The 16,362-nt window shown below is 57.1% G+C and carries 9 protein-coding genes and 2 pseudogenes; all 11 read left to right on the top strand.

What is annotated here, in order from left to right; translation table 11 throughout:
* The first annotated feature begins 402 nt into the window (after positions 1–402).
* Positions 403–2,046 (top strand): malate dehydrogenase (quinone), encoded by a 1,644-nt coding sequence (mqo, locus tag ACSZO1_RS16985; protein WP_437614678.1) that lies wholly within the window; start codon positions 403–405, stop codon positions 2,044–2,046.
* A 271-nt stretch (positions 2,047–2,317) separates the two neighbouring features.
* Positions 2,318–3,501 (top strand): annotated as a pseudogene (locus ACSZO1_RS16990) (MFS transporter).
* A 238-nt stretch (positions 3,502–3,739) separates the two neighbouring features.
* Entirely contained in the window at positions 3,740–5,542 is a 1,803-nt protein-coding gene (atzF, locus tag ACSZO1_RS16995) for an allophanate hydrolase (RefSeq protein WP_437614680.1), read from the top strand.
* A complete protein-coding gene (uca, locus tag ACSZO1_RS17000) occupies positions 5,535–9,152 on the top strand; it encodes an urea carboxylase (RefSeq protein WP_437614682.1) in 3,618 nt (1,205 codons plus the stop codon). The genes atzF and uca overlap by 8 nt, the downstream gene beginning before the upstream one ends.
* Before the next feature lie 12 nt (positions 9,153–9,164).
* Entirely contained in the window at positions 9,165–9,863 is a 699-nt protein-coding gene (locus ACSZO1_RS17005) for a GntR family transcriptional regulator (RefSeq protein WP_437614684.1), read from the top strand.
* 64 nt (positions 9,864–9,927) lie between these two features.
* Positions 9,928–11,199, top strand: a complete 1,272-nt coding sequence (gene urtA / locus ACSZO1_RS17010) for an urea ABC transporter substrate-binding protein (RefSeq protein ID WP_437614686.1) — start codon at positions 9,928–9,930, stop codon at positions 11,197–11,199.
* A 93-nt stretch (positions 11,200–11,292) separates the two neighbouring features.
* Positions 11,293–12,867, top strand: a complete 1,575-nt coding sequence (urtB, locus tag ACSZO1_RS17015) for an urea ABC transporter permease subunit UrtB (protein WP_437614695.1) — start codon at positions 11,293–11,295, stop codon at positions 12,865–12,867.
* On the top strand, positions 12,867–13,943 hold the full coding sequence (urtC, locus tag ACSZO1_RS17020; RefSeq protein ID WP_437614689.1) for an urea ABC transporter permease subunit UrtC: 1,077 nt from the start codon (positions 12,867–12,869) through the stop codon (positions 13,941–13,943). The genes urtB and urtC overlap by 1 nt, the downstream gene beginning before the upstream one ends.
* Positions 13,936–14,727 (top strand): urea ABC transporter ATP-binding protein UrtD, encoded by a 792-nt coding sequence (urtD, locus tag ACSZO1_RS17025; RefSeq protein WP_437614691.1) that lies wholly within the window; start codon positions 13,936–13,938, stop codon positions 14,725–14,727. Before urtC ends, urtD begins: the two co-directional genes overlap by 8 nt.
* A gap of 1 nt (position 14,728) precedes the next feature.
* The gene (gene urtE / locus ACSZO1_RS17030; protein WP_437614694.1) at positions 14,729–15,427 is read left to right on the top strand and encodes an urea ABC transporter ATP-binding subunit UrtE; all 699 of its coding nucleotides are present in this window, start codon (positions 14,729–14,731) and stop codon (positions 15,425–15,427) included.
* Positions 15,428–15,845: 418 nt separating this feature from the next.
* Positions 15,846–16,059: pseudogene (locus ACSZO1_RS17035) on the top strand (transposase domain-containing protein); the annotation flags it as partial.
* Between the last annotated feature and the right edge of the window lie 303 nt (positions 16,060–16,362).

A 16,362-nucleotide genomic window follows, 5' to 3' on the forward strand; every position in this document is an offset into this window, starting at 1 on the left:
TACAGCTCAGCTAAGGTAAGGCTAATACAGCTAAGGACTCCACTGAACCCCACCGATTAAATCGCACCTTCACTAACTTTATCTTCACACAACAGGGCTATCTGGTATCGTAACCCTTCGGTTAGCTGCCGATATTTCATAGTGACTCGCTCATCTTTTGTCGGAAGAGCAGGATAGCTTATCGGTAGCTAACCGTCCCTCCATCCACATGACCAAGCGTTGCACTTATTATCTGAATTCGCGCTTAACCCCGTAATTTAGCTTTAGTTTGTTTTGTAACTAAATTAACTTTAGTTAAGTATCTTTAATTAATTAACTAAAAACATCCATACTTTTGGATAACAATATTTTAATATTTACGGACTTTTTGTAACCAACACCAATCGAAATAGTAGATCCGGTATGATTAAATCAAAAAAAGTTCTTCCCGCATTTTCCCTGGCAACACTGCTTATCTCCTGTGCTACTCACGCAGAAACCGCACCACAGAAAACTGACGTCCTGCTGATCGGCGGTGGCATCATGAGCGCCTCTCTGGGCACCTGGCTGGAAGAACTGCAGCCGGGCTGGAAGCAAATCATGGTGGAAAAACTGGACGGCGTGGCGCTGGAATCGTCCAACGGCCTGAACAACGCCGGTACAGGTCACTCCGCAAACATGGAGCTGAACTATACCCCTGAGCGTGCCGACGGTTCTATTGATTACAGCAAAGCGCTGGAAATTAACGAAGCATTCATGATTTCCCGCCAGTTCTGGACGGCGCAGGTAAAACGCGGCGTGCTGAATAACCCGAACTCCTTTATCAACTCCACCGCACACATGAGCTTTGTGTGGGGCGATAACGTTGAGTATCTGACCAAGCGTTACGCTGCGCTGCAGAATACCGTACTGTTCCAGGGCATGAAGTTCTCTACCGATCCTGAGCAGATCAAACAGTGGGCACCACTGGTAATGGAAGGTCGTGATCCTAAGCAGAAAATTGCTGCGACCTGGACCCCAGTCGGTACTGATGTTAACTACGGTGAAATCACCCGTCAACTGGTTGGCAGCCTGCAGAAGAATGACAATTTCAAGCTGGAAACCTCTTCTGAAGTCACTGACTTCAAACGTAACAGCGACAACTCCTGGCACGTCACCATTAAAGATGTGAAAAATGGTGAAGAGCGTACCGTTGATGCCAAATACGTGTTTATCGGCGCAGGCGGTGGTGCACTGAAACTGCTGCAGAAAACCGGCATTCCTGAAGCTGACAACTACGGCGGCTTCCCGGTCGGTGGTTCGTTCCTGATGACCGAAAACCCGGCTGTGGCTGAACGTCACCTGGCGAAAGTGTATGGTCAGGCTTCTGTTGGCGCACCGCCAATGTCTGTACCGCACCTCGACACCCGTTATTTCGACGGCAAACGCGTTGTGCTGTTTGGACCATTCGCGACCTTCTCGACCAAGTTCCTGAAGAACGGTTCTCTGTTCGATCTGCTGAGCAGCACCACCTTCTCTAACGTGGGTCCAATGACCAACGTCGGTATCGATAACTTTGACCTGGTGAAATACCTGATCGGTCAGATGATGCTGAACGATGAAGACCGCTTCGAAGCGCTGAAAGAGTATTACCCGGACGCGAAGAAAGAAGACTGGAAACTGATCCAGGCAGGTCAGCGCGTACAGATCATCAAGAAAGATGCTGACAAAGGCGGCGTGCTGAAGCTGGGTACTGAAATTGTGACCGATCAGCAGAAAACCGTGGCGGCTCTGCTGGGTGCTTCTCCAGGTGCGTCTACTGCGGCACCAATCACCCTGGACGTGATGAAGAAGCTGTTCCCGGAAGAGTTTAAATCTCCTGAGTGGCAGGCAAAAATCCGTGAAATTATCCCAAGCTTCGGCCAGAAGCTGAATGATAACGCGGCACTGACTCAGCAGGTGTGGGATGACACCGCATCCACCCTGAAGCTGACCAAGCCACCTGTGATCCAGATGAAAACTGATGCACCACAGGCTGCTCCGCAGGAAAAACGTGCGGAAAGCGCGAAACAGGATATGGCGCTGTAAGGTAAACACGTCATCGTCCCTTCAGGCAGATAAGCAATGCGCAGCTGCCTGAAACCGATAAAGCCCTGGCAATCTGATTGTCAGGGCTTTTTTACGTCTGCTGTTTACGGCAACTACGCCATGTTCCGCCGTCTCTGCTGCCGTTAGCAGACGTTTCCCTCGGTGGATGACTATGCTGGCGTGCTAAGTTGCGGTTTTCTTTTGCCATGTTCCGGTTATGCTGAGGTTTCTTTACAAATGACAGGGAGTGGCGGCGTTGGAACAGCAAGAGATCATTTTTACCCCGGCTCAGCAAAATAAAAATATTATCCGCCTGGCATTTGCCCAGGCGCTGGCGGGTGCCAACGCAGTGGTGTTTTATGCCACTGGCGCCATCGTCGGTGATGCGATTGCCCCCAGCAAGACGCTGGCAACCCTGCCGCTGAGTATTTTTGTGATCGGCATGGCGGCCTGTATTTTGCCGTTAGGCAATCTGGCGAAACGAAAAGGGCGTAAAACGGTGTTTGCCGTTGGTACAGCCGCAGGTGTGGTGACCGGGTTGCTGGCGTCGCTGGCGGTGGTGCAGCAGGCTTTCTGGCTGTTTTGTCTGGCGGCATTTATTGGGGGGATCTATGCGGCGGTGGCGCTGACGTTTCGTTTTGCGGCAACCGATGGTGTGGCGAAACAAAAACGCCCTCAGGCACTGTCGCTGGTAATGGGCGGCGGTGTCGCCGCGGGGGTGATCGGCCCGATGCTGGTGACGGGCACCATGAATCTGTTGCCGGAGCATCTCTTCGCCTTTACCTTTCTCGCGCAGGCCGCTGTTGCCGCGCTGGCGGCGCTGGTGCTTGCCGGGGTTAAAACACTGGTTCCGGCCGCCAGCAGCAGCCGGGGAGGGCGTCCGCTGGCGCTGATTATCCGTCAGCCCGGTTTGCCCGCACGGTGTTTGGTGGTGCCGTCGCTTATATGGTGATGAACTTTCTGATGACCGCCGCGCCGCTGTCGATGCATATGCACGGCATTTCGCAGCAGCTGTCGAATCTGGGCATTCAGTGGCATGTGATTGCGATGTATGCCCCGGGATTCTTCACCGGCTGGTTGATCAATAAGTTTGGCGCGGTTCGCATCAGCGCTGCCGGGCTGCTGATTACCGCATTATCGATTTTTGCCGGACTGGCCGGTACGGATGTCAGTCATTACTGGTTGTCACTGATTCTGCTTGGCGTGGGCTGGAATTTTGGCTTTACCGGCGCATCGGCGAAAATTATCGACTTTCACCGCCCCGAAGAGAAAACGCACGTACAGTCACTTAATGACTTCATCGTATTTGGTGTGATGATCGTCGGATCATTTTCTTCCGGTGCACTGCTCAATCTGTTTGGCTGGAATGCGGTGTTGTGGGGCGCTCTGGTTCCGGTGGTGCTGGCGGTAGTGGCCATGGCAGGTGCCAGAACCTTCGTGCGACAGACGGATTAAAATAGCCGTTCGATAATCGTTGTGGCTGTAATAAGAAATAAAAATGACAGCTATCTCAGCCGTCATTTTTTATTATGGTTACACGCACTGTTATTGCCCGTGACTGTCCTCTGATAGTGCATGTTATTTATTCCCGATCATAAAATTTCCGTTAGTTCTCTTTAGTATCATTGAGTTATGTTTCTGGCATGACTGTTGCTATTTGAATTCCATCTTGTATACCAACAGGAATTCCAATATGGCAGCAATGACAGGAAAAACACTGACGGCATGGCGGCAGCATATTGAACAGGATAGCGAAGCGGTATTTTCACTGCTGAAAACGCATATCGCTTCCCTGCCGAAAGATGATAATGCATGGCTGGCGCTGGCCACGGATGAACAGTTACGTGAGCAGACTGACGCATTATTACCGCGTTACCGCACCCATCCCGGTGAATTACCGTTATTTGGTATTCCCTTTGCGATAAAAGACAATGTGGATGCCGCAGGCTGGCCAACCACCGCCGCCTGTCCTGCCTTTCGTTATATTGCGCAGCGCGATGCCACGGCAGTGGCAAAACTGAAAGCGGCTGGCGCGATTCTGATTGGTAAAACCAACCTCGATCAATTTGCCACCGGGCTGGTGGGCACCCGTTCGCCGTATGGCGCGGTGGTGAACACCTTTTACGCGGAGTATGTCAGTGGTGGCTCCAGTTCCGGCTCGGCGTCCGTGGTGGCGCGTGGTCTGGTGCCGTTTGCGTTTGGCACTGATACCGCCGGTTCCGGGCGCGTGCCAGCCGGATTTAACAATATCGTTGGTCTGAAGCCGACCAAAGGCTGGCTCTCCGCGCGTGGTGTACTGCCCGCCTGTCGCCTGAATGACACCTTATCGGTCTTTGCGCTGACAACAGAGGATGCGTTTGCTGTTGCCTCACTGGCGGGCGGTTATGACAGCGAAGATGCCTACTCGCGAGTGAACCCGGCCACTGCGCCCGCGGCGCTGGCGGAAAAACCGGTATTTGCCATTCCCGATCAGCTGACGTTCTTTGCCGACAGTCAGGCAGAGCAGGCGTGGCTGGCGGCGCTGGAGCAGGTGCAGGCGTCGGGCGCGACGTTGCGCACCATTGATTTTTCCCCTTTCAGCCAGCTCGCCGAACAGCTTTATCAGGGACCCTGGGTGGCCGAGCGCACTGCGGCGGTGGGCGAGATGCTGCAGCATCCCGAGCAGATGGACCCGACCGTGTATCAGATTATCTCTGCCGGGCTGGCGTACAGCGCGGTGGATGCCTTTAAGGCGGAGTATCTGCGTGCGGAACTGACGCAGCAGATCCTTGCGGCGCTGAGTGAGGTGGATGCGCTGCTGGTGCCGACGTCGCCCACCATTCACACACTGGAAGAGATGAAGCAGGAACCGATCCGCTTTAACTCGCAGTTCGGCACCTACACCAACTTTACCAACCTCGCCGATCTCAGCGCGCTGGCGCTGCCTGCACCGTTCCGCGCCGATGGCTTACCGGCAGGCATTACGCTGATTGCCCCGGCCTGGCATGACCGTGCACTGGCAGAATTTGGCCTGCGCTGGCAGCAGCAACTGGCCTTGCCGCTGGGCGCAACCGGGCAGCCATTCCCCGGCGACACGGCAACGCTGCCATCTTCGGCCAGCCATGTACGGGTGGCGGTGGTCGGCGCACATCTGCGCGGTATGCCGCTCAATTTCCAGCTCACCCGCCGCGATGCGGTGTTTGTCGAAGCAACAGAAACCGCGTCCTGTTATCGCCTGTATGCGCTGGCGAATACCCAGCCCGCCAAACCGGGTCTTGCCCGTCAGGCGACAGGAGCATCGATTCTCGTCGAACTGTGGGACATTCCGCTGGCGCGTTTTGGCGAGTTTGTCGCCGAAATTCCGGCCCCGCTCGGCATTGGCTCGCTCGAACTGAGCGATGGCCGCTGGGTGAAAGGATTTATCTGTGAACCCGCCGCACTGCACGACGCGCGCGACATTACCGATTACAAAGGCTGGCGCAACTGGCTCAACCGTCAGGAGAGCAAACATGTTTAATACCGTACTGATTGCCAACCGGGGTGAAATTGCCTGCCGGGCGATTCGCACCTTAAAACGCCTCGGCATCACCAGCGTGGCGGTCTATTCCGTGGCGGATAAAAACGCCGAACATGTTAAAGCGGCGGATATCGCCATCGCGCTGGGCGGCGAGAAAGCCAGCGACAGCTATCTGTGTATCGATAAAATTATCGCTGCCGCGCAGACCTCTGGTGCGCAGGCCATCTGGCCGGGCTATGGTTTTCTCTCGGAAAGCCTGCCTTTTGCCGCGGCCTGCGAGGAAGCCGGTATCGTGTTTGTCGGGCCGACCGCACAGCAGATCGGTGAATTCGGTTTGAAGCACCGCGCACGTGAGCTGGCGGCGCAGGCGGGGGTGCCGATGACACCCGGCACCGGGTTACTGAATTCGCTCGATGACGCCCTGCAGGCCGCTGCGGATATCGGTTATCCGGTGATGCTGAAAAGCACCGCAGGTGGCGGCGGCATCGGCCTGACGCGCTGTGCTGATGCAGAGACGCTGCGCGAGGCATGGGAGAGTGTCCGTCGTCTTGGTGAACAGTTCTTCAGTGATGCCGGGGTGTTTGTCGAGCGCTGTATTGACCGCGCGCGCCATATTGAGGTGCAGATCTTCGGCGACGGACAGGGCAACGTGGTGGCGCTCGGCGAACGTGACTGCTCGCTGCAACGGCGCAATCAGAAAGTGGTGGAAGAAACCCCGGCACCCAACCTGCCAGCTGCGACGCGCGAAGCATTGCTGGCTGCCGCCGTGCAGCTGGGAAAACGGGTGAATTATCGCAGTGCGGGCACCGTCGAATTTATCTACGACAGCGCGCTTGATGCGTTCTATTTTCTCGAAGTGAACACCCGGCTGCAGGTGGAGCATCCGGTTACCGAAGTGGTCACCGGGCTTGATCTGGTGGAATGCATGTTGCGCGTGGCGGCCGGAGAAACCATCGACTGGACGCGACTGGCACAGGCACCACAGGGTGCGGCTATCGAAGTGCGTATCTATGCAGAAAATCCGCTGAAAAATTTCCAGCCGAGCCCCGGCGTGCTGACCGAAGTCGCGTTTCCACCTGATGTGCGCATTGACAGCGGCGTCACGACTGGCAGTGAAGTCTCTGCCTTCTACGATCCGATGATCGCCAAACTGATTGTGCATGCACCGACACGCGAAGCGGCGCTGGAGAAACTGCAACAGGCGCTGAATGCCACACGCCTGCACGGTATTACCACTAACCTGGATTATCTGCGGCAGATCACCGCCAGCGAGGCATTCTGCAGCGGCACGGCCTGGACGCGTTTGCTCGACAGTTTTGTTGCTGCAGCCGCCGTGATTGAAGTGTTGCAGCCGGGCACCTGGAGCAGTATTCAGGATTACCCTGGCCGCCTTGGTTACTGGGATATCGGCGTGCCGCCTTCCGGGCCAATGGATGATGTTGCTTTCCGGCTGGCGAACCGTATTGTTGGCAACCACGAATCTGCTGCGGCGCTGGAGTTTACCCTGCAGGGGCCGGTGCTGCAGTTCCATAGTGACGCATTGATTGCCCTGACCGGTGCAGACTGCCAGGCGACACTGGACGGCGTCAGCGTGCCGCTGTGGCAGCCGGTCACCGTGCAGGCCGGGCAGATCCTGACGCTGGGACGTGCCCAGGCAGGCTGCCGCGCTTACCTGGCGGTACGCAACGGCATTGATGTGCCGCAGTATCTCGGCAGCCGTTCCACCTTTGCGCTGGGGCAGTTTGGTGGTCACGCCGGGCGCACACTGAAAGTGGCGGACCTGTTGCCAATTTCACAACCTGAGCTGGCCGCCTGCACCACACCCGCGCCGGTCAGCGAACCGCAGGCACTGGCGGCGGCGCTGATCCCGGAATACAGCGATGTCTGGCAGATCGGCGTGCTGTATGGCCCGCACGGTGCACCGGACTTCTTTAGCCAGCAGTCCATCGACACCTTCTTCGCCAGCGAATGGCAGGTGCATTACAACTCTAATCGCCTCGGTGTGCGACTGGTGGGGCCGAAACCCGAGTGGACACGTCCTGACGGTGGTGAAGCGGGGCTGCACCCGTCCAATGTGCACGACTGCGAATATGCCATCGGCGCAATCAACTTTACCGGCGATTTCCCGGTGATCCTCACCCGTGATGGTCCAAGTCTCGGCGGCTTTGTCTGCCCGGTGACTATCGCCAAAGCCGAACTGTGGAAAGTCGGCCAGGTGAAGCCGGGCGACCGTATCCGTTTCCATCCGATCAGCGTCGAAGAGGCGGTAGCGCTGGAGCAGGCAATGGAGCGGCGTATTGCCAGCCTGCAGCCAGCGTCGGTGCCATCTTTTGCCGTGCCGTCGCTGGCGGATAACGCCGGGGTTTCTGCGGCGGCATTAATCTCTCTGCCTGCCAGTGGCGCACAACCGGCGATTGTTTACCGCCAGGCGGGCGATAACTACATCCTGATCGAGTATGGCGATAATGTGCTCGATCTGGCGCTGCGCCTGCGCGTTCATCTGCTGATGCAACATCTGCGTGACCTGGCGCATCCGGGCATTAAAGAGCTGTCGCCGGGCGTGCGTTCGCTGCAGGTGCGTTACCACAGTGCGCAAATCAGCCAGCAGGAGCTGGTAGCATTACTGCTGATGCAGGAAGGGCGGATTGGCGATGTCAGCCAGATGAAAGTGCCGTCACGCATTGTGCATTTACCGATGGCATTTGAAGACAGCGCCACGCTGGATGCGGTCAGCCGTTATCAGGATACGGTACGCGCCAGCGCACCCTGGTTGCCGAATAACGTCGATTTTATTCAGCGCATTAACGGCTTAGCCAGCCGTGATGAAGTGAAACAGACGGTGTTTGACGCCAGTTATCTGATTCTCGGCCTTGGCGATGTTTACCTCGGCGCACCCTGCGCTGTACCGATCGACCCGCGTCACCGCCTGCTGAGTTCGAAATATAACCCGGCGCGAACCTTCACCGCCGAAGGCACGGTGGGCATCGGCGGTATGTATATGTGCATCTACGGCATGGATTCTCCCGGTGGTTATCAGCTGGTGGGGCGCACGCTGCCGATCTGGAACAAGTTCCTGAAAAACGATCAGTTCCTCGCCGGTGAACCCTGGCTGCTGCGCTTCTTCGATCAGGTGCGTTTCTACCCGGTCAGCGAGCAGGAACTGACGCAGCTGCGTGACGACTTCCGTGAAGGGCGCGCGACGATTCATATCGAAGAAACCCTGTTCGATTTCCCGCAGCATCTGCGTTTTCTGCAACAGCATGCCGATGATATTGCCGCGTTCCGCCAGCGTCAGTCAGCGGCGTTTGAACGCGAAGTGGAACGCTGGCAGCTCGATGAGCAGACCACGGTGGTGGACACCCTGCCGCCAGAAATACCGCAGGACGTTGATGACGATGCACTGCCGGTGACGGCGGATATGAACGGCAATATCTGGAAAGTGCTGGTCAGTGCCGGGGATGAAGTGAGCGCCGGGCAGCCATTGATCATCGTGGAAGCGATGAAGATGGAGCTGGCGATCAACGCGCCACAGGCTGGCAGGGTAAAACGTATTGGCTGCCAGCCAGGCCGTCCGGTGAGTCCGGGCGACGCGCTGCTGTGGCTGGAATAACGGGAGACGTCTATGCCACAGGCAGGTGACAAAAAGCGCGCCGCAGGGCTTGCGGAGCGTATTTACCATCAGCTGAAAAACGACATTTTCGATTTTCGTCTGATGCCTGGTGAACATTTTAGTGAGAACGAAATTTCTGAACGTATGGCCGCCAGCCGCACGCCGGTCCGTCAGGCGCTGTTTTGGCTGGAGCACGAAGGTTATGTGCAGGTGTATTCACGCAGCGGCTGGCAGGTAAAACCGTTCGATTTTAACTACTTCGAAGCGCTGTATGACTTTCGCATTGTGCTGGAGCGCGAAGCGGTCAGGCGTCTGTGCGGGATGGCACCGGGCGTCTGCTCAGAACATCTGCAACCGCTGGTCAGCTTCTGGATCGATCAGCCGCACATGGCGCCGGGTAAAGCGCTGTCGCAGCAGGATGAACAGTTTCACACCACGCTGGTGCGCGCCAGCGGTAACAGCGAAATGGCGCGCGTGCATGTCGAGTTAACGGAAAAGATGCGCATTATCCGCCATCTCGACTTTACCCGCAGCGATCGTGTCGATGCCACTTACCACGAACATGCCCGTATTTTACAGGCGATTCTGCAACAACAGACAGAGGTGGCGCAGCGCATCCTGACTGAGCACATTTCCCAGAGCAAAGCCGAGGTTAGGAAAATCACGTTACACATGCTCCAGCAGGCCAGTTTGCAACCCGTTGCACCGTAATTGCGGTTCCCGTCTCACCCGTCGGGTGGGGAAAAATTTATCACTATCAATAAGGGGTTAAGTAATGAAAAGACGTTCTTTGCTGCAAGCGTTCGCTCTCTCCGCCACTTTTTTGAGCATGGGTTTTTCTTTACAGGCATACGCGGCAGATACCATTAAGGTGGGTATCATGCACTCCCTCTCCGGCACCATGGCGATTTCCGAAACGCCGCTGAAAGAGGTAGCGCTGATGACCATCGATGAAATTAACGCCAAAGGTGGCGTGCTGGGCAAAAAACTCGAACCGGTGGTGGTTGACCCGGCCTCCAACTGGCCGCTGTTTGCGGAAAAAGCCCGTCAGTTGCTGACGCAGGATAAAACCGCGGTGGTGTTCGGCTGCTGGACTTCTGTGTCACGTAAATCGGTATTGCCGGTGTTTGAAGAGCTGAACGGCCTGCTGTTCTACCCGGTGCAGTACGAAGGGGAAGAGATGTCGCCGAACGTGTTCTACACCGGCGCAGCGCCGAATCAGCAGGCGATCCCGGCCGTGGAATATATGATGAGCGAAGACGGTGGCGGGGCGAAACGCTTCTTCCTGCTCGGCACCGACTATGTTTATCCACGCACCACCAACAAAATCCTGCGCGCGTTCCTGCACAGCAAAGGTATCCAGGATAAAGATATCGAAGAGGTCTACACACCGTTTGGTTACAGCGACTATCAGACCATCGTGGCCAATATCAAAAAATTCTCCGCTGGCGGCAAGACCGCGGTGATCTCCACCATTAACGGCGACTCAAACGTACCGTTCTATAAAGAGCTGGCGAACCAGGGCATCAAAGCGACGGATGTGCCGGTGGTGGCGTTCTCGGTGGGTGAAGAGGAGCTGCGCGGCATTGATACCAAACCGCTGGTGGGCCATCTCGCCGCGTGGAACTACTTCGAATCGGTCAGCAATCCGGTGAACAGCAAATTTGTCGCTGACTACCGTGCCTATGCCAAAGCCCATAAGCTGCCGAACGCTGATACCGTGGTGACCAATGACCCGATGGAAGCGACGTATGTCGGCATCCATATGTGGGCGCAGGCGGTGGAAAAAGCCGGTACGACGGATGTCGACAAAGTGCGCGCCGCGATGGCGGGCCAGACCTTCGCCGCGCCGAGTGGCTTTACCCTGACCATGGACGCTACCAACCATCACTTACATAAACCGGTGATGATTGGCGAAATCGAAGACAACGGTCAGTTCAATGTGGTGTGGCAGACCGATAAGCCGGTGCGTGCCCAGCCATGGAGCCCGTATATCGCCGGTAATGATAAAAAACCGGATCACCCGGTTAAAACTGGCGGCAAATAATCACCACTCCGACCTTCCAGGGGCAGTCCGTTGCCCCTGTGAATGGCTGAATTCATCGGCACGGTCCGGTTATCCAGACAGGACGCTGACATGATGAAACTCTTTCCGGTTCTGCGGTTTCTGCTCGTGAGCGGTCTGCTGCTGAGCGGCGCTGCACAGGCGGGACCGGCCACCGATTATGGCCATGCCAGCCGCAGTCAGCAGGCGCAGCTGTTGCAGCAGTGGTCTGCCACGCCGGATGCCTCGCGTTTGCCGCTGTTGCAGGCGCTGAGCAGTGAAGCGGTGGTTGCTGACACGCAGGGCCAGCTGTTCACGGACCACAACGGCAAACTGACGCCGCTGGAGGGAGATGCTGCGCCCGCCGGGGCAACCAAAAAAGTGTTTATGAATAACCGTCTGCGCGGGCTGATTGCCAGTGCGCTTGCGGCACATCAGCTGGTGAGTGACGACGATGCCGTCCGCCTGCGTGCTGCGCTGGCGTTGCAAACCAGCGCACAGGCTGAACAGTTGCCGTTACTGACGCAGCGACTGGCGGCGGAGCAGAATGCCCGTGTGCATACCGCGCTGGCGATTGCCGCCGCGAATCTGCAGATCACTGACAGCAGTGCCGAACGTCGTTTGCAGGCGGTGAAGCTGCTGGGGGAAGCCAGTGATCCGCAGGTGCAGGCCAGCCTGACGCGGCTGACACAGGCGCAAAACGAACCGGATGCCGCGGTACGTGCAGCGGCGGTGGAGAGTCTGAAGCAGGTACAGCAGCGCCTGAAATGGGGCGACTGGCTGGGGCAGGCGTTTAGCGGGTTATCACTCGGTTCCATCCTGCTGCTGGCGGCGCTGGGACTGGCGATCACCTACGGTCTGCTGGGGGTGATCAATATGGCGCATGGCGAAATGCTGATGCTCGGTGCTTACTCCACCTGGCTGGTGCAGGATGCCTTTCAGCGCCTGGCACCGGACTGGCTGGCATTTTACCCGCTGGTGGCACTGCCGGTGGCGTTTGCCATTACCGCGCTGATGGGGATGTTGCTCGAACGCAGCATTATCCGCCATCTGTATGGTCGTCCGCTGGAAACCCTGCTGGCGACCTGGGGCATCAGCCTGATGCTGATCCAGCTGGTGCGCATGCTGTTCGGTACGCAGAATCTTGAAGTGGCCAACCCGGCATGGTTATCGGGTGGCTGGGCGGTACTGCCGAATCTGGTGCTGCCGTATAACCGTATCGCGGTGATCATTTTCGTCGCCGGGGTACTGATCCTCACCTGGCTGCTGCTGAACAAAACCCGTCTGGGCATGAATGTGCGGGCGGTGACGCAAAACCGCCGCATGGCGGACTGCTGCGGCGTACCCACCGGGCGGGTGGATATGCTGGCGTTCGGCCTCGGTTCGGGCATTGCCGGACTGGGCGGCGTGGCGTTATCGCAGCTGGGTAACGTCGGCCCGGAACTGGGGCAGGGCTATATCATCGACTCCTTCCTGGTGGTGGTGCTGGGCGGCGTCGGTCAGCTGGCGGGCACGGTGGTGGCTGCGCTGGGGCTCGGCATACTGAACAAAGTGCTGGAGCCACAAATCGGCGCGGTGCTGGGCAAGATCGCCATTCTGGTCCTGATTGTGCTGTTTATCCAGAAACGGCCGCAGGGATTGTTTGCATTCAAAGGGCGGGTGACTGACTGATGAGCCAACCGATGACTCTGCGCATGGCGCGCCACGCGTCGCGACTGACGTGCTCGCTTGCTACGCTGTTACTGCTGGCGTTGCTGGTGCTGCCTTTTTTCGCATTGCTGCCCGCCGATAATCCGCTGGCGATCTCAACCTATACCCTGACGCTGCTGGGAAAAATCCTCTGCTATGCGATTGTTGCGGTGGCGCTGGACCTGGTCTGGGGCTATGCCGGGCTGCTGTCGCTGGGGCATGGTCTGTTTTTTGCCCTCGGCGGTTATGCCATGGGAATGTATCTGATGCGTCAGGCTGCTGGCGATGGGCTGCCCGCGTTTATGTCGTTTCTCTCCTGGACTGAGCTGCCGTGGTTCTGGGCGGGAACGCAACATTTTGCCTGGGCGTTGTGCCTGGTGATCCTCGTGCCGGGGCTGCTGGCGCTGGTGTTTGGTTATTTTGCCTTCCGTTCGCGCATTAAAGATGTCTATTTCTCGATCATGACGCAGGCGCTGACGTATGCCGGGATGCTGCTGTTTTTCCGCAATGAAACCGGTTTTGGTGGCAATAACGGCTTTACCGGTTTTACCACGCTGCTGGGTTTTCCGGTCTCTGCCACCGGCACGCGTATTGCGCTGTTTATCGCCACGGTGTTGCTGCTGGCGGCGACGCTGGCGATCTGCCTGCTGTTGACGCGCAGTAAGTTTGGCCGCGTACTGACGGCGGTGCGTGATGCGGAAAACCGGCTGATGTTCTGCGGCTACGATCCAACGGGTTTTAAGCTGTTTGTCTGGACGCTGTCCGCCGTGTTATGCGGTCTGGCGGGCGCGCTGTATGTACCGCAGGTAGGGATTATTAACCCGAGCGAAATGTCGCCCACCAACTCGATTGAAGCCGCTATCTGGGTGGCGCTGGGCGGGCGGGGTTCGCTGGTCGGGCCGATCCTCGGCGCAGGGATCGTCAATGGCGCGAAAAGCTGGTTTACCGTCGCCTTCCCGGAGTTCTGGCTGTTTTTCCTTGGACTGATGTTTATCCTCGTCACGCTGTTTCTGCCGCGTGGCGTGATTGGGCTGCTGAAACGGAGGAAACATGACTGATGCACTGTTTACCCAGCCGCAACGGCAGGACCGTTATCGCGCCACCACTGACCCGGTGCTGCAGCTGGACAATATTAACGTCACCTTTGATTCCTTTCGTGCGCTGACCGATCTGTCGTTATCGATTGGGGTAGGCGAATTACGCTGTGTGATTGGTCCTAACGGTGCCGGGAAAACCACGCTGATGGATGTGATCACGGGGAAAACGCGTCCGGACAGCGGTAAGGCGTTTTACGATCAGACGGTCGATCTGCTGACGTTGTCATCGGTGGATATCGCCCGTGCCGGTATCGGACGCAAGTTCCAGAAACCAACGGTATTTGAAGCGCTCAGCGTGCTGGAAAATCTGGAAATTGCGCAGAAAAACGATAAATCGGTGTGGACCAGCCTGCGCGCGACGCTGTCCGGCGAGCAGCGCGACCGTATTGATGAGGTGTTACAGCTGCTCAGACTAAGCGACCAGCGCCATCGTCAGTCAGGCATGCTGTCTCACGGGCAAAAACAGTTTCTCGAAATTGGCATGCTGCTGGTACAGGAACCACATCTGTTGCTGCTGGATGAACCGGCAGCGGGCCTGAGCGATGCCGAAACCGAATACATCGCTGAGCTGTTCCGCACGCTGGCGGGCAAGCACTCGCTGATGGTGGTCGAGCATGATATGGGCTTTGTGGAAACCATTGCCGACCATGTCACGGTTTTGCATCAGGGGCAGGTGCTGGCAGAAGGTTCATTGCGCGAAGTGCAGGCCAATGAGCAGGTCATCGACGTGTATCTGGGGCGCTGATATGTTGCAGGTTAACGAGTTACATCAGTATTACGGCGGCAGCCATATCTTACGTGGTCTGTCGTTTGACACCACGCCGGGTGAGATTACCTGTTTACTCGGGCGCAATGGTGTGGGGAAAACCACGCTGCTGAAATGCCTGATGGGGCTGATCCCGGCAAAATCCGGCACGATTCACTGGCAGGGCAAACTGATTAATCACAGCAAACCGCATCAGCGGGTGCAGCAGGGGATAGCCTATGTGCCGCAGGGCAGGGAGATTTTCCCGCGTCTGACGGTGGAGGAGAACCTGCTGATGGGGCTTTCCCGTTTTGCTGGGCGTGAGGCGAAAACGGTGCCGGAAGAGATCTACCAGCTGTTCCCGGTATTGCGCGAGATGAAGCAACGGCGCGGTGGCGATTTATCCGGGGGGCAGCAACAGCAGCTGGCGATTGGTCGCGCGCTGGCCTGCCGTCCGCAACTGCTGATTCTTGATGAGCCAACTGAGGGTATTCAGCCGTCGGTGATTAAGGAGATTGGTGCGGTGATCCGCAGCCTGGCGAACCGCGGTGATATGGCGATTCTGCTGGTAGAGCAGTTTTATGACTTTGCTGCCGAGCTGGCCGATCAGTATCTGGTGATGTCACGCGGCGCGATTATTCAGCGCGGGCGCGGCGATGAGATGGCGGCGCAGGGGGTACGGCAGCTGGTGGCCATCTGATATGTCTGTGCGCTGCGCAGCAGGTACAGTATAAAAAAATCCCGGTCAGAGCTGTAATACCTGTCAGTTAAGCATTTTACTGTGCTGTGCTGTGCTGTGCTGTGCTGTGCCCTGCGCAGCCTGACGGTCTTTCCGCTCAGGCTGGTCCTCGCGCCACGCTGCGCGTGGTGCCTTCACTTCACTCGTCAGCCAACGGATCGGCGATGACGGGACATCCCTGTCCCTCATCGCCTTGCGCCCGCGTCCTGCGGGCTCATCCTGGCTTCCTCATTCCGTTCAGCGCTGCGGATTCGCCTGTTCGGGAAGACCGTCAGTCTGCTGTGTAAGTCCGGTGAGGTGTTTTAAAACCGTGGGTTGTGTCCCCCTTAGCAGAACAGTTTCAGGTGCTGGCGGCGAGAAGAGCGCGACATTATCCCAGGGCGGTAAAAACTGGCTGTTCGCCAGTTCGGACAACAGCGGTGAGCGGGCCGCGGTGCTTTACTCCCTTATCGGCACCTTCCAGCTTAACGCGTGGACCCGGAAGTATGGCTGCGTTATGTCCTGGTCATATCCAGGAATGGCCTGGTAACCGGCTGCGCGGTCTACTGCCGTGGAAAAACCATCTCACATCTGCTGTATTAGCTCTGATTTGACCTGACACCGCTATGGCACAGAGCTAAATCTAATCTGACTGACTGCTTCGTGCCAACAGCGGACGTTCCCTATACTAATAGCGTATTACTCGCCTTACAGGCAGACCTGTTCTCACAATGATTGAAAAAGTGTTAACTGTAATCCGGCTGGCGCTTCCAGGCGATTATTAAGCGATTTAAAAGGCGTTATCCTGGGTTCTGAGAACATGCACGCGCCGCCCTCAACTAGGGAAGGTGCGATTTAATCGTCAGTTATGAGAACATAACCCTTTCTTTGACATAGACTTTTCACGATGCCCGCTC

Origin of the sequence: Erwinia sp. V71, assembly GCF_965644245.1 — a bacterium.
Classification (GTDB): Bacteria; Pseudomonadota; Gammaproteobacteria; order Enterobacterales; family Enterobacteriaceae; genus Erwinia.